Origin of the sequence: Desulfocurvibacter africanus subsp. africanus DSM 2603 (assembly GCF_000422545.1) — a bacterium.
GTDB lineage: Bacteria > Desulfobacterota > Desulfovibrionia > Desulfovibrionales > Desulfovibrionaceae > Desulfocurvibacter > Desulfocurvibacter africanus.
Window position 1 is genome coordinate 33,233 of the sequence record NZ_AULZ01000008.1, and the last position, 13,625, is coordinate 46,857.

A 13,625-nucleotide genomic window follows, 5' to 3' on the forward strand; every position below is an offset into this window, starting at 1 on the left:
GTACGAGCTACGCCTGAGCGAATCCAGTGCGTCTCGGCCTGCCACATCGTTTGCGGCTCACGGCCAGGGTGCCTGGGCCCGCGTCAAGCCACCCCCCCGTTTCTCGGAGCCTTACACAATGACGCCGCCTCGGCCTCTTTCACGTCTCCTCAACAGGGTCATCCTGCTTTGGCTGGTCCTGCCCGGTCTGTTCGCCATTTTTATCCTGGGCGTATTCGGGCTGCATAGGATGATCGACAACTTCGCCTCCGACAGCAAAGTCTTCGCAAGCTCAATTGTCCGTTACGTCGAAGTCTACCTGGATGATGCATTCAGCCATCTGGAGGCGGTTGAAACTCAATATGCAGCGCTAAGTAAAGGCTCGGACAAGCTTCCTCTATCCATGCTGAGTTTCGATCCCCACTTCCACAAGATCATGCTTGTGAACGAACAGGGCCGCATTCTGGCTTCATCGCCTTCCGGCGATGAAGGCGAACATTTCGGCCTCGACTTCGATGCCGGAGGTGCCGACAGGCTCATCCTGTCTCGTCCCGTGCCGTCCCAGGAAACAGGCAGTCTCGTGCTGTACATCGGACGACGCATCGAGGGCGGCCTGCTGCTGGCCGGCGAACTCGATCTGGAAGCCTTCCAGCGACACCTGAGCGCCCTGCTCGTACCAGGCAAGGGAAGCTTGATCATCACCGACGCCTTCGGCAACCTCATCACTCATCCGGACATGCGCAGGGTCATGACCCAGGACAACATCGGCGGCGATGCGCTCTTCCGCAAGGCGGACCAAGGTGGCCAGCTCATCCTTGCTCGCGACCAGCACAGCCGTTCGCTGCTGGTGGCCTCGGCCTGGCCGACGTCGCTCACGGGCTGGCGTATTTTCCTTATCAAACCCCTGGCCGACGTGGCCAAGCCTGCGTTCATGTTCCTGGGCGCCCTGCTGGCCGCCGTGCTGCTCTTTTTCTGCGCCTTGGCCTTGTTTCTCCGCTTAAGCCTCAATCGCCACATCGTGCTGCCGTTGGCCTCCTTTGCCGAGGCGATGCGCAGCCTCGCCCGAGGCGAACAGGAAACCAGCACGCCTCATCAGGCCTCCTCCCGGGAATTGCTGAGGGTTTTTTACAGCTTCCGGGCCATGGCCCTTCGCGTACGCAAGCGTGAACGCGAGCTGACCGCCAGCCGTGAGCGTTTCAGGCAACTGGTGGAAAACATGGAGGAGATATTCTCCATAATGGAGCTGCCCTCCGGTAAGCTGACCTACGTCAGCCCCGCAGTGAAACAGGTCCTGGGGCCAAATTTCGCCAAGCTCGGCATGCGCCCCTGGGACTGCCTCGATATGGTTCATCACGAGGATGCCCAACGCCTACGAAACAGTCTGGAGCGCTCCGGATGGATGGGGGTGCAGATTGAGGAGGAATTCCGCGTGATCCAGCCGCCGCACGGTGAAGCCCGCTGGATGCGCCTGCGGGCTTATCCGGTGCGCGACGGTTCGGGAAAGGTAGGCAGTCTGGTGGGCTTCCTGCAGGATATCACGGACAAACGGCGCATGGACGAGGCGCTGCGCCACATGGTTCGAGCCACTGCCGCACCCGTGGGTGAGGAGTTCTTCGCGGCCATGGCTCAGCACTTGGCCGAAGCGCTGGAGACATCCCACGCGCTCATCGGCACATATACAGATACCCCGCCGACCCGCGCCATGCCTCTGGCCTTTTGGGGTCGGGGGCGGCCCCTGCGCAAGGAGGAGTATTCTCTCCAGGACACGCCATGCGGACTTGTTGCTCAGCAAGGCGTGGCTTTGGTGCAGTCTGGCCTGAGCGAGGCCTTCCCGAGGGCTCGGATCCTGCAAAATGAACACCTGGAGAGCTTTCTGGGCGTAACGCTCCACGACAGCCACGGCAAGCCGATCGGCCATATCGCTGTCATGGACGATAAACCCCTGCTGGATGAAGCGCGCGCCAGGTCCGTGCTAACCATTTTTTCGGCTCGCGTGGCTTCGGAAATTGAGCGTAGAGCCGCCCTGTCGAGCATGGAAGCCTCTCTGGCCGAGAAAGAAATCCTGCTCAAGGAAGTCCACCACCGGGTCAAGAACAACCTGCAGGTGGTCTCCAGCCTCATGAGCCTGCAAGCCTCCAGTAAAGGCAACCCGGAGTTGACCGCCCTGCTCACCGAAAGCCGCAACCGCGTGCAAGCCATGGCCCTGGTGCACGAGGAGATCTACAAGTCCACGGACCTGGCGCGCATTGATCTGTCCCGCTACTTGCGCCATCTTCTGAATATCCTCCTGGCAAATATGTCCAATGGGCGGGCCGTCACTTTGCGCCTCGATATCCAAGACATCTCCCTGCCCGTGAACTTGGCGGTTCCGTGCGGCCTGATCATCAACGAACTGTTCACCAATGCCTTGAAACACGCCTTCGCGAATCATGATCTCGGCGAGGTGCGCATCGACATGTCTCGCAACGAGGACGGACTGGTCACCCTGACCCTGCGCGACGACGGGGTTGGATTTCCTCCGGACTTAGATTTCCGGGCCACCGAAACCCTGGGCATGCAACTCGTGGTCAGCTTGGTGCGCCAGCTAGACGGCAGCATCGACCTGCTGCCCGGGCCGGGCACGGCCTTCGCCATCCGTTTCCAGGCTGGCCAGGCTGTCGTAGAACAGCCTCTAGGCCCCCTGGACAACTAGATATTTTTACAGCCCTACTTCATGGATGAGAGTGCTCATGCCCGACCACATCCTGCCCAGGGCAGACTGTTATATCGCGGCCATGCCGCGTTCCGGCAGCACCATGCTGGCCAACCTGCTGACACTCCCGCCCCGCCGGCTTGCGCTCGTAGAGCCCTGGCTCCCCCATGGCTGCCGTAGCCCGAGCCTTCTGGAGCACTTGCGCGGATTCGGTTTCGACATTCCCGACAGCGAGTGGACCGATGCAGGCGGACCCGCCGGGCGAGAAGAGAATGGCCCACGTGTCGCCAGACTGCTGGCCAACAGATTGGCCGGCCTGGAACGCTGGGGCGTCAAGGAGGTCAGGCCCGCGCTGCACCAACCAAGCCTTGCATTGCTCAGGCCCAGGCGTGTCGTCATCCTTGTGCGAGACATGTTTTCCGCGGCCCAGAGCCTGTGGGACAAAGCTCGGCGCATCCCCAGGCCCGGCCAGGACGAGCAAAGCCTGGCGACTTTCATACTCGATGCCGCGACCTGCCTGCAGGAGCTGGCCAGGGATTTGCCCACGGACCAGGCGCGTGTGGTCAGATATGAGGATATTACGACCGACGAAGCCTGCCGCGAGGACCTTGGGCGTTGGTTGGACTGGCCTCTGGCCGGCAATCCCAGTCGAGACCTCGAACTCTATGGCCGGGAATGGGAAATTCAGCGCCACGGAGACGCCATCAGCCCGGCTCACTGCGGACAAAGGATCGATCTGCCCTCGCAAGCCCTGGATTTCGCGGCCGCCGTGCTTGAACGCGCTCGCGGGTATCAAACGGCTTTCGGCTACGCGTCCTGAAGCTTCCTTACATCACCTGTTCCCCACCACTGCCCGACACGCACCGCAAGGCATTTGCCTGATCGCGGAAGCACTGAACGGCCCGTTCAATAAGCGATTTCCGTGGAATCGACAGCAGATGAGCACTCGCGGTCTATGTGAGATTCCGTCCGACGCAGGGATGGCTTGAACGCCGACAGCCATTCCGGCCCGGACTCTTTATTGTGACAAACGCAGGACAACGCCACAGGAGGGACGGCATGAACTTCTCGCAATTCGTCCAGCGCGTGCAGGAGCGCTCCAGCGCTCCCTCACGCGAGGCATCCACCACGGCCGCCATTTCCGTGCTCACGACCCTGAGCGAGCGCATCAGCCGAGGGCAACGCCTCAACCTCTCGGCGCAGCTACCCAATGAACTCAAGCCGCCATTCATGACCGACGACCGTCAGGAAGGTTTCGGCGTGGAGGAATTCGTGCGCCGGGTACAAGGGCGCTGCGGGGTGGAGCACGACGAGGCGGCGGCCCTAAGCCGGGCAGTGTTGGGAACCCTGAACGAAGCTATCGCGCCCGGCGAAATCGACGATGTGGCCTCGGAACTACCCAAGGAATTCGACTCGCTGCTGAGCGGAAACGCCTGATATCAAGGAGATACCCATGCGTTACGATGCATTTCTTCAGGATGTCCGCGACCGGTTGCAACCAGGCGAGCGCGACATGGCCGAGACCGCCGTAGCCGCTACCCTGGCTGCTTTGGGCGTGGCGCTATCCAAGGAAGGGCGTGCGGACCTGGCGCCCCAGCTCCCGAAGGAACTCAAGGCCCATTTCTCCGCCGGGCTTGAAAACGGCCTGGATACGGCTGAGCTGTTCCTGGCCCGTGTAGCCCAGACCATGAACCTCGACACCACGGCCGTGGAGCCCATGGTCAGCGCGGTCATGGCCGCCCTGCGCGACGCCGTGTCCGAAGGCGCGCTACGCAACGCCTTGTCCACCCTCCCGCCGGACTACAACCGGATACTAGGCCTTGAGTCCCAGGGGCCCGCGCGAGGGGCCATGCCGTAAACACCGGGCTGGAGTTACCCAGGACTGGAGAGGGTTCAGGCTTCAGCGAAAAGCCGGATACTGTTCCAATCACGCCTTGAGCATGGGCTGGGGGTCGCGTTTATTTTGCGGGTGGCCCATGCGCCAGAGTAAATAGCAAATGTATCCGCAATTGCGGCCTTCGCTGCCCTGATTCCGCGGCAAAAAGAGTTGGGGCATGTTTTCAGGCTTTCGCGCAAGGCGATGGCTAGACGCATTCTGAAGATATACGCAGCAACCGCCAGCAGGCTTCGTTACTGAGCTAATCCAAACGTAAGAAAGAACTTGACCTTTATGTGTGAGGAGGACATGGGATTTTGCATTGAAAGGGACCCGGAGGATGAAGGGCGCACATCCTCTGGTTCCCGATCCCTCGCATTCGTCAAGGAGTCGTTACCTATGCGTCTGTTCCGCTTTCGCTCTCGGAAAGCCGTGCGGAGTTGTCCGCCATTTCTGCGAGTTACCCTCTTCGCTCTTTTGCTCCTGGCTATTCATCCCAGCAGTGTCTCTCCGGCCAAACCCCTCGGCGACCAGGAGGTCGGTTTTTCCTTCGAGTCCGTCGTGGCCCGCGCCCTGGGCTTGGCCGTGGCCCCGTATGAGGATTCCAAAGGTCAAGTGCCCGATTTTCTGCTCAATATGGATTACGACGCCTGGAGGGATATCCGCTTCCGGCCTCAGAAATCCCTGTGGCGGGGGGAAGCTCTGCCCTTCGAGCTGCAGTTCTTCCATCCCGGCCTGTATTACGACCGCAGTGTGAGCGTGAATGTCGTGGATCAAGGCCGCGTGGGACGCCTGGGCTTCGACACGGACATGTTCGATTACGGCCGCAACGAATTCGCCAACGATATTCCGGCCAGCATGGGCTTTGCCGGCTTCCGCGTGCATTTTCCCGTCAACCGGGCCGACTACAAAGACGAGTTCCTCGTATTCCTGGGCGCGAGCTATCTGCGCGCCGTGCCCAAGGGCCAGTACTACGGCCTTTCCGCGCGCGGACTGGCCGTGGACACTGCATCGCCCAAGGGCGAGGAGTTTCCCTGGTTCCGTGAATTCTGGATCGTCAAGCCCAAACCGCAGGATACCGAGCTCACGATCTACGCCCTGCTGGACAGCCCGAGTGTCACCGGCGCTTACCGCTATGTGGCCAAGCCAGGCGTGTCCACGGAAATGGAGGTCAGTAGCGTGCTCTTCCTGCGCAAGCCCGTGGAGAAGCTGGGCATCGCGCCGCTCACTAGCATGTACTTCTTTGGCGAAAACTCACGCCCTGAGGGCGTGGACGACTTCCGTCCCGAAGTGCATGATTCCGACGGTCTGCAGATCCAATTCTCCTCGGGCGAGTGGCTCTTCCGGCCGCTCAAGAATCCCAAGAACCTGGCGATCTCCGCTTTCGAGGCCGAGTCCGTGCGCGGCTTCGGACTGCTGCAGCGAGATCGCGACTTCGGTTCCTTCCAGGACCTGGAAGCCCACTACCATCAGCGGCCCAACCTGTGGATCGAGCCACGCGGCGACTGGGGATCCGGCAGGCTCGAACTGGTGGAAATTCCCACGCCAAACGAGATGAATGACAATATCGTAGCCTATTGGTCGCCGGCCCGGATGCCCAAGCCCGGCGTACCCATGTCCTTCGACTACGTCATGCGTTGGCAGGGCGAGGCCGAGAGCCACGCGCCCGCCGGACACGCGATCTCCACGCGCGCCGGCCAGGGCTCCCGAACCGGCAGCAGGCTCTTCGTGGTGGATTTCAAGGGTGGCGCGCTGGAAAGCCTTGCGGCCGATGCCCCGATCATGGCCGTGATCAGCGTGGACGAAGGGGCCAAGCTCCTGGAACAGCAGGTCATGCGCAACCAGGCCACGGGTGGCTGGCGGCTGAGTTTCCTCGTGCTGCCCGATGCGTCCTCGGCCCTGGATAAAATGCTGGCCGAGCGACGTTCCCCTGTCGAACTGCGCGCCTTCTTGCAACAAGGCTCCGACGTGCTCACCGAGACATGGAGCTATTCCTTCAAGCCGTAGACCAACCTCCGATGGCCGGGGGATACCTTCCCCGGCCCTACACATAACGGCCAATACGGCGGCTCGACATGGCCGCCCCGCCAGGGCGACATTCCCTTTCGAAATGATTAATTGGAGAGCGATGGACCAGCATAACGTGCAAAGCAGGCGTCCCGACGGAGGCTGCGAAGCAGCCTCCTATCCTGTCCCAGCGACCGAAGCCGCCGGCCGCAGGGTGTTGGCGTACCTGCGCCTGCTGCCCATGGCCGAGGAGCGCCGGCTGGAATTGACCCTGGAGGTCCTGCGCGGCTTGGCTGCCAACCCAGCCGACGAGCAGACCCCGGCGCAGGCCATGAGCCTGCTGCGCGAGCGCCTGCGGAAACCGGAGGCGCGAGACGCGCTGCCCACCGTACCTGCTCCGGTGTGCCTGCCCCTGATGCGCGGACACATGGTCCCCGAGGAGATGGACCGCCGTCCCTGGCTGAGCCAAGCCACGCGCCTGGCCCAGGGCTATAACCGTCTGACCGGCCGCCTATCCGTGCTCAAGCCCCGTGTGATCTGGCCCATGCTGTTCGCCGTGCTTGTTCTCATACACCTATTGGCGCGGAAGTTATCATGACTGTTCGCAAGGCCATCCTCCAGCGCGAATTCCTCAACGAGCCGTGGGGCAAGGTTGCCCAGCGCCGCAGGCTGATCCTGCTCCTGCTGGTGCTCGCGCCCACTCTGGCCGCAGGCCCGACCATGGCCTCGCTGCTGCCGCGTGGAGGCGGCACGCCCCTGGAAGCCAGCCTGACGGTGGTCTATTCCGTGCTCTTCGCCTGGATTTCCATCGGCTTCTGGACCAGCCTGGCCGGTTTCATCATTCTTCTGCGCCGCTACGACCGCTACGCCGTGACCAACATGAGCGAGCGCGATGCGCCAGAGCGCCCGGACGTCCGCACGGCCATCCTCTTCCCGGTTTGCAACGAGGACATGGACCGAGTGCTAGCCGGACTGGCCGCCACATACCGCTCCCTGGAGCGCACGGGTCGGCTCGCGTCCTTCGATTTCCACATCCTGAGCGACACGTCCGATCCGGACGCCTGGGTGGAGGAGGAACTGGCCTGGCGGCGCGCCTGCGACATGCTCGGCGGCCATGGCCGCATCTATTATCGCCGCCGGCGCGTCAACCAGAAGCGCAAGAGCGGCAACGTAGCCGACTTCTGCCGCCGCTTCGGCCAACGCTACACGTATATGGCCGTGTTCGACGCCGACAGCGTCATGAGCGGCCAGACCCTGGTGCGCATGGTCGCCATCATGGAGCGCCGTCGCAACGTAGGCATCCTGCAGAGCGCGCCCTCGGCTTTCGGCCGCGAGACGCTCATCGCCCGCGCGTCCCAGTTTGCCGGCAAGCTCTATGGTCCACTTTTCGCCGCGGGCCTGCATTGCTGGCAACTCGGCGACGCGCCTTTCTGGGGCCATAACGCCCTGATTCGCGTACGGCCCTTCATGCGCCACTGTGCCTTGCCAAAGCTACCGGGCGAGCCGCCGCTTGGCGGCGACATCCTGAGCCACGACTTCGTGGAAGCCGCGCTCATGCGCCGCGCAGGCTGGTCCGTGTGGCTGGCCTACGACCTGCCGGGCAGCCACGAAGAGCTGCCGCCCACGTTGTTGGACGAACTCAAGCGCGACCGGCGCTGGTGTGTGGGCAACTTGCAGCATCTGCGCCTGGTTTTCACCCGCGGCATCTTTCCGGCCCATCGGGCCCTGTTTCTCAACGGCATCATGTCCTACGGCTCGGCTTTGCTGTGGTTCGTGTTCCTGGCTTTGTCCACGGTCGAGGCCATTGCCCAGTCCGTGCTGGAGCCCGTCTATTTCAGCGAGGCGCATTCGCTCTTTCCGGAATGGCCCGTGTGGGACCCCTTATGGGCCTTGCTGCTGCTGGCCGGCACCGGCGTCATCCTCTTCCTGCCCAAGCTCCTGGCTCTGCTGCTCGTGACGTTGCGCGGCGAAGCGCGGCTGTTCGGCGGCCTGCCCAAGCTGTCGGCCAGCATCGCGGCCGAGGTGCTTCTGTCCACGCTGCTTGCCCCGGTGCGCATGCTCTTCCACAGCCGCTTCGTGTTCATGACGCTGCTGGGCAGGCAGGTAGGCTGGGGAGGCCAGACGCGCGACGATCGCGGCACCACCTGGGCCGAGGCTGTTCGCTTCCACGGCATGTCCAGCCTGCTCGCCCTGCTCTGGGGGTTGGCCTTGGCACTGTACAATCCGCAATTCCTGCTGTGGATCAGCCCCATCATACTATCCCTGGTGCTGTCCGTACCTCTGTCCGTGCTCACCGGCCGGCGCTCGGCCGGGCTCCAGGCCCGGCGCATGGGACTGTTCCTCACGCCTGACGAATCAGCTCCACCAACGCATATTGCCGCGGTGGAAAAATATCGGGATCGCCTGACGCAAACACGCTCGACGGACTCGGCCCACCGCTTGAACGGTTTCGCCCGCGTGGTGCTCGATCCAGAAGCCCTGGGCCTGCATCTGGCCCTGCTGCGCGGCCCTCGGCGGATGTCTCCGAAAGTGGCGGCCAGACGCGACGACCTGCTTGCCAAGGCTCTGCAATGCGGCCCCGCAGGTCTGAGCGCAAGGGAGCGCAAGGAAATGCTCTATGATCCCGAGCGGCTGGCCGCGCTGCACCGCCAAGTGTGGGCGTTGCCCGCATCCGGCGGCAATCCCTGGACGCGGCTGCTGGCCGAAATTGGAGGCTGACGCCTCCGAGACCCAGAATCGGGCTTTCCTCTCGCCAAGTAACACATGCGAGGTTGCGATCCCCTTTCGGATCTACCTCCCTCTTGACGCTTCCTATTTCCATACCAATTTGGTAGACAATTGACCCACGACAAACGATGTATCCCCTCAGCCAAGGAATACCCATGCGTATAGCCCTTCTTGTCCTGGCCGCCCTGGTTCTGGCGGCCTGCTCCTCCGGTTCTCAGACCATGAGCGTGACCGACGGCGCCGTCAGCGTGCCGGTTGCCGAACTCGACGGCGGCGAGGCCCGCCACTTCAGCGTGGACATCGACGGCAAGCCTGTGCGCTTCTTCCTGCTCAAGACGTCCGACGGCGTGGCGCGCGCGGCCTTCGATGCCTGCGACGTGTGCTACCAGGAGAAGAAAGGCTACTCCCAGAACGGCGAGTACATGATCTGCAACAACTGCGGGCAGCGCTTCCACGCCTCGCGCATCAACGAGGTGCGCGGCGGCTGCAATCCCGCCCCGCTTGAGCGCTCCATCGTGAACGATACGGTCGTTCTGCGCACCGAGGATCTGCGTCAGGGTCTCAAGTACTTCTAGGAGCGACCGTGAATCTGCTGACCATCCCCCTGCGCAACGCGCGCCGCAAGCTGTTGCGCACGCTGCTGCTGGTGAGCGTGTTCTCCGTGGGCGTCACGGCCGTGGTGGCCCTGCACTACGTGGCCGAGGCCGTGGGCGAGAGCTTCGAGCGCAAGCTGGCCCGCTACGGCGCCAATATCGTGATCTTCCCCGAGGCCGATACTCTGGCCCTGAGCTACGGCGGAGTGCAGCTCGGCAGCCTGTCCTACGACGTGCGCCACCTGGAGCAGGCCGACACGGAGCGACGCATCCGCTCCATCCACATGCATGACCGGCTGAGCGCCGTCTCGCCCAAGCTCGTGGCCCTGGCCCGCGTTGACGAGCAGGCCGTGGGCGTCATCGGCGTGCGCATGCAGGACGAGCTGGCTCTCAAGGCCCACTGGCAAACCGAGCACGCCTTTCCCAAAGCGGAACACGAGCTGCTGGCCGGTAGCCGCGCCGCGAGCAGCATGGGCCTTGCGCCCGGATCGACGGTGAAAATCGGCGGTAAGGAGTTCCGAGTTTCCGGCGTGCTGGCCGAGACCGGCTCCGAAGACGACGAGGTGCTCTTCGCCGACTTGGCCGCGCTGCAGGCCGCCATGGGCCGCCAGGGCCAAGTCAATCTGGTGGAGATCGCGGCCCTGTGCGCCGGCTGCCCCATCGACGAGATCGTGGCAGAGCTGCGCCAGGCCCTGCCCGGCGTAGACATAAAGGCCCTGAGCCAGGTCGTGGGCCAGCGCATGTACTCCATCGGTTTCGTGAGCACCCTGGCCTGGGTAGTTGGCCTGATCATTCTGCTCACGGCCTGCGCCATGATCGCCCTGTCGCTGTATGCCTCAGTGGGCGAACGCCGCAAGGAGATCGGACTCATGCGTGCCCTGGGTTTCTCGCGCGCCGGAGTGTTCACGGCCTTCAGCTTCGAGGCCCTGCTGTTGGGCGCGCTGGCCGCCGTGGTCGGCTACCTGGCCGGATGCCAAGCCAGCGTCGAGGTGCTGCGCGCCCTGGACGTGGCCGATGCCGCGACCTGGCCCTTCAGTTTCGCGCACCTGGCCCTGACCCTGGCCATGGTCAGCCTGCTGACCGTCCTGTCCTCTGCCCTGCCGGCCTGGAAAGCCGCGCGCATAGAGCCCAGCGAAGCCTTCAGCCTCGTGTAGGGATTCAAGGAGCAAACCGCATGCTTTCCGCACGCGACATCTGCAAAAGCTACCGCTCGCAAGGCGTGGAAACGCCCGTGCTGCGCAACGTGAGCCTGGACATCGAGCCGGGCGGCTTCGTGGCCATCGTGGGCCGCTCAGGCTCGGGCAAGTCGACTCTGCTGAGTGTCCTGTCCACCCTGCTGCGACCAGACTCGGGCGCCCTGACTTGGCAGGGCCGGGCCATAGACCACGCCTCCGAGAGCGTTATCAACGCTCTGCGGCGCAAGGACTTTTCCGTGGTCTTCCAGCAGCATCAGCTCATGCCCTATCTCACGGCCCAGGAAAACGTGCTGCTGCCATTCATGCACGGCCTGCGGCCCGTGAAACGCGAGCAGACCGACAGGGCCCGCGAGTGCCTGGCGCGCGTGGGCCTGGCGGACAAGGGCGAACGCCTGCCGGGGCAACTCTCGGGCGGCGAGCAGCAACGCGTGGCCATCGCCCGCGCCCTGGCCACGGGCCCCGCAATGCTCTTTGCCGACGAGCCCACGGGCAGCCTGGACAAGGCCACGGGCCAGGGCATCATGGAGCTGCTGGCCGGGCTCAACTCCGACGGCCCGGCCGTGGTGCTGGTCACTCATGAGCCGGCCTACGCCAAGCTGGCCCGCACCGTGGCAGTTATGGAAGACGGCAGGCTTACGATACAGGCCTAGCGCCCGAGAAAAGCGCCCAAGCCCGGATTGGCGCAACTAGAGCATCTTGCATTTGACCTGAAAGAGGGCGCTGCCCTCTCTCAGACTCTCACCTGCCAGGAAAATGATTTCCCTGAACCCTCATTTTCTCGTTTCTTTTGCAAACGGCTATAGCGTGATGACTAGGTCAATGAAATGAATCAGGGCTCCGCGAAATGCAGGGCCCTGATTCATTTACTCTATCGGCTATTGCCTCCGAACAAGCCAGCTACGGCTTCCTAGCTGTCCTTGCTAGAAAGAAAACGAGCCGGAATCGCCGCTGTCGTCGGAGTCATCACTTTCGGAATCGTCATCACCGTTGGAGTCGTCGTCATCACCGGTGCTGCCAGTACCGCCAGTGCCGTCTCCGCCAGCCACTCCTCCTGCGGCGTAGGCATCGCCAAAAATAGCGTCCGGCAAGACCAGCACGGGATCACCAGCCGCCTCCAAGGTTGTCAGGTCCACCGGGATGTTGACAATGCCGACCCCGGTTTCGGCATCCTGAATGGGGGCTATGAAATAGAGCGACATGTCATCCGCTCCGAATCCAGGCCAGGCCGGGGGCAGGCTCTGGATGATGGCTCCGAGGGCCGCCTCCGGCTGGCTGATGTCGGCGACGACCAGCACCGTGGCCATCTCCTCTCCTTCGCCAGTCACGGCTTCAAAGGTTATAAAATTACTAGTCGCATGACTGAACGCGGGATTCACAAGCTGCATATCCGGGATGCCGAAGCCCACGAGCTCTCCGGTATTAAAATCGCCCACGAGCACGACCCACTGGAGCGTCGCCTCTCCACTCTCACTCTGGGCGGGGACCAGCGCGTCGAAGACGATCTTCATCCCGTCATCGGAAAAATCGACCGCGCCGACAGCCTGCAGGACGCTCTGACCGGACTCATCCGTGATCTGTATAGGAGACTCCTCCCCTGTCGCGAGGTCGCGGATCACGAAATAGTCGGCCGGCTCCTCCGTGGCCGACAGCGGCACGTACGCCAGCAAGCTGCCGTCCGGAGAGAGGGCGACATCAACCGCTCCAGTGGCGGGAGCTGCCTGACGTGAGGATTGGCCACCGGTTCCGCCGCCGGTCCCTGGAGTGGCTTCGTCACATACCTCGCCGGCCTGGGCGTCGATGAGGCAGATCATGTTCGCTTCGGCTTCCACAAAGGCGACCATCGAACCATCGCTGGTGACCGACGGCGGAACGATCGCCGCGGGCGTCTGCGAGATCTGCACGCCTTGGGCGCTATCACTCTGGGTCGGATCCAGCAGGCCGACATACCAGAGCACCTCCTGCTGCTGCCTGGCGTCAGACCAGCCCACGCCGGTCCCGGACGAAGAGGAGCCCGAGCCGCCCGTGCCTGCGGATGATTGAGACAAGTCCGGAAACAGGAATACGAAAGCGGTTTCCACTGCTTCGTCACCATCGCCCGGAGGCGTCACCTGCCTGACCTTCGCCGCGTTGGTCTGCTTGAGTTTGGACGGAATAGTCATCTCGATCTCGCCGGCACTCTGGAACGGATCCACGCTGAACAGGTCCACAGCCTGTCCTGGCAGTTGATCCGGAGCATCTTCCGCTAGGTCTCCCTGGGCCATGGCCTGGGTCTGCCAGAGCAGCAGGCCCAATACCAACAGAATAATGCGCGTGACCTTGCACGTACTCGCTTTGTTGCTTTGTAGTCTCTGCATGGCCTTTCCTCCGATGCATGGTTGAGATTGAAAGAACCAATCGGCGCATATTCAAACAGCTCGCCGTCCCTGACGGCCGGCCATATCCGCCTGTGGCTCCTCTCCCCCCTCCTGAATCGTCCGCGCATGGCTGCAACGGGCAGGTCGGGCAAGCCGGTTGTCCGGCATCATCTTTCGTAGTCACCCCCTGATATCGCTCTT

11 protein-coding genes are annotated in these 13,625 nt (G+C 63.0%); 10 read left to right on the plus strand and 1 reads right to left on the minus strand.

All coding sequences use genetic code 11. The features are described 5' to 3' along the window. The first annotated feature begins 118 nt into the window (after positions 1-118). The 10 genes from H585_RS0105650 to H585_RS0105695 all read left to right on the plus strand — a co-directional run bounded on the left by H585_RS0105650 (position 119) and on the right by H585_RS0105695 (position 11,720). Positions 119-2,671: a sensor histidine kinase gene (locus tag H585_RS0105650; RefSeq protein ID WP_027367108.1), complete on the plus strand. Its 2,553-nt coding sequence runs from the start codon at positions 119-121 to the stop codon at positions 2,669-2,671. Positions 2,672-2,708: 37 nt separating this feature from the next. Further along, complete coding sequence (locus tag H585_RS0105655; protein ID WP_014259778.1) at positions 2,709-3,491, plus strand: hypothetical protein; 783 nt, start codon at positions 2,709-2,711, stop codon at positions 3,489-3,491. Between the two features lie 239 nt (positions 3,492-3,730). Beyond that, entirely contained in the window at positions 3,731-4,108 is a 378-nt protein-coding gene (locus tag H585_RS0105660) for a DUF2267 domain-containing protein (RefSeq protein ID WP_005988753.1), read from the plus strand. A gap of 16 nt (positions 4,109-4,124) precedes the next feature. Then, on the plus strand, positions 4,125-4,529 hold the full coding sequence (locus H585_RS0105665; RefSeq protein WP_014259777.1) for a DUF2267 domain-containing protein: 405 nt from the start codon (positions 4,125-4,127) through the stop codon (positions 4,527-4,529). A 417-nt stretch (positions 4,530-4,946) separates the two neighbouring features. Then, on the plus strand, positions 4,947-6,554 hold the full coding sequence (locus tag H585_RS0105670) for a glucan biosynthesis protein G (RefSeq protein ID WP_027367109.1): 1,608 nt from the start codon (positions 4,947-4,949) through the stop codon (positions 6,552-6,554). A gap of 121 nt (positions 6,555-6,675) precedes the next feature. Beyond that, complete coding sequence (locus H585_RS0105675) at positions 6,676-7,152, plus strand: hypothetical protein (protein ID WP_027367110.1); 477 nt, start codon at positions 6,676-6,678, stop codon at positions 7,150-7,152. After that, the gene (mdoH, locus tag H585_RS0105680; protein WP_027367111.1) at positions 7,149-9,272 is read left to right on the plus strand and encodes a glucans biosynthesis glucosyltransferase MdoH; all 2,124 of its coding nucleotides are present in this window, start codon (positions 7,149-7,151) and stop codon (positions 9,270-9,272) included. The genes H585_RS0105675 and mdoH overlap by 4 nt, the downstream gene beginning before the upstream one ends. 164 nt (positions 9,273-9,436) lie before the next feature. After that, a complete protein-coding gene (locus tag H585_RS0105685) occupies positions 9,437-9,856 on the plus strand; it encodes a DUF2318 domain-containing protein (protein ID WP_027367112.1) in 420 nt (139 codons plus the stop codon). 8 nt (positions 9,857-9,864) lie between these two features. Beyond that, positions 9,865-11,028: an ABC transporter permease gene (locus H585_RS0105690; RefSeq protein WP_027367113.1), complete on the plus strand. Its 1,164-nt coding sequence runs from the start codon at positions 9,865-9,867 to the stop codon at positions 11,026-11,028. 20 nt (positions 11,029-11,048) lie between these two features. Beyond that, positions 11,049-11,720, plus strand: coding sequence for an ABC transporter ATP-binding protein (locus tag H585_RS0105695; protein WP_027367114.1), 672 nt, complete (start codon positions 11,049-11,051; stop codon positions 11,718-11,720). A 270-nt stretch (positions 11,721-11,990) separates the two neighbouring features. Here the strand turns inward: H585_RS0105695 and H585_RS0105700 are convergent, their stop codons facing one another. Next, complete coding sequence (locus tag H585_RS0105700; RefSeq protein WP_027367115.1) at positions 11,991-13,424, minus strand: TolB-like translocation protein; 1,434 nt, start codon at positions 13,422-13,424, stop codon at positions 11,991-11,993. Positions 13,425-13,625: the final 201 nt, after the last annotated feature.

Bases quoted from the DNA above. Each gene is read 5' to 3' on its own strand.
- H585_RS0105650 (WP_027367108.1), top strand. From the start codon at position 119: ATGACGCCGCCTCGGCCTCTTTCACGTCTCCTCAACAGGGTCATCCTG.
- mdoH (WP_027367111.1), top strand. From the start codon at position 7,149: ATGACTGTTCGCAAGGCCATCCTCCAGCGCGAATTCCTCAACGAGCCG.
- H585_RS0105685 (WP_027367112.1), top strand. From the start codon at position 9,437: ATGCGTATAGCCCTTCTTGTCCTGGCCGCCCTGGTTCTGGCGGCCTGC.
- H585_RS0105675 (WP_027367110.1), top strand. From the start codon at position 6,676: ATGGACCAGCATAACGTGCAAAGCAGGCGTCCCGACGGAGGCTGCGAA.
- H585_RS0105665 (WP_014259777.1), top strand. From the start codon at position 4,125: ATGCGTTACGATGCATTTCTTCAGGATGTCCGCGACCGGTTGCAACCA.
- H585_RS0105655 (WP_014259778.1), top strand. From the start codon at position 2,709: ATGCCCGACCACATCCTGCCCAGGGCAGACTGTTATATCGCGGCCATG.
- H585_RS0105660 (WP_005988753.1), top strand. From the start codon at position 3,731: ATGAACTTCTCGCAATTCGTCCAGCGCGTGCAGGAGCGCTCCAGCGCT.
- H585_RS0105695 (WP_027367114.1), top strand. From the start codon at position 11,049: ATGCTTTCCGCACGCGACATCTGCAAAAGCTACCGCTCGCAAGGCGTG.
- H585_RS0105670 (WP_027367109.1), top strand. From the start codon at position 4,947: ATGCGTCTGTTCCGCTTTCGCTCTCGGAAAGCCGTGCGGAGTTGTCCG.
- H585_RS0105700 (WP_027367115.1), bottom strand. From the start codon at position 13,424: ATGCAGAGACTACAAAGCAACAAAGCGAGTACGTGCAAGGTCACGCGC.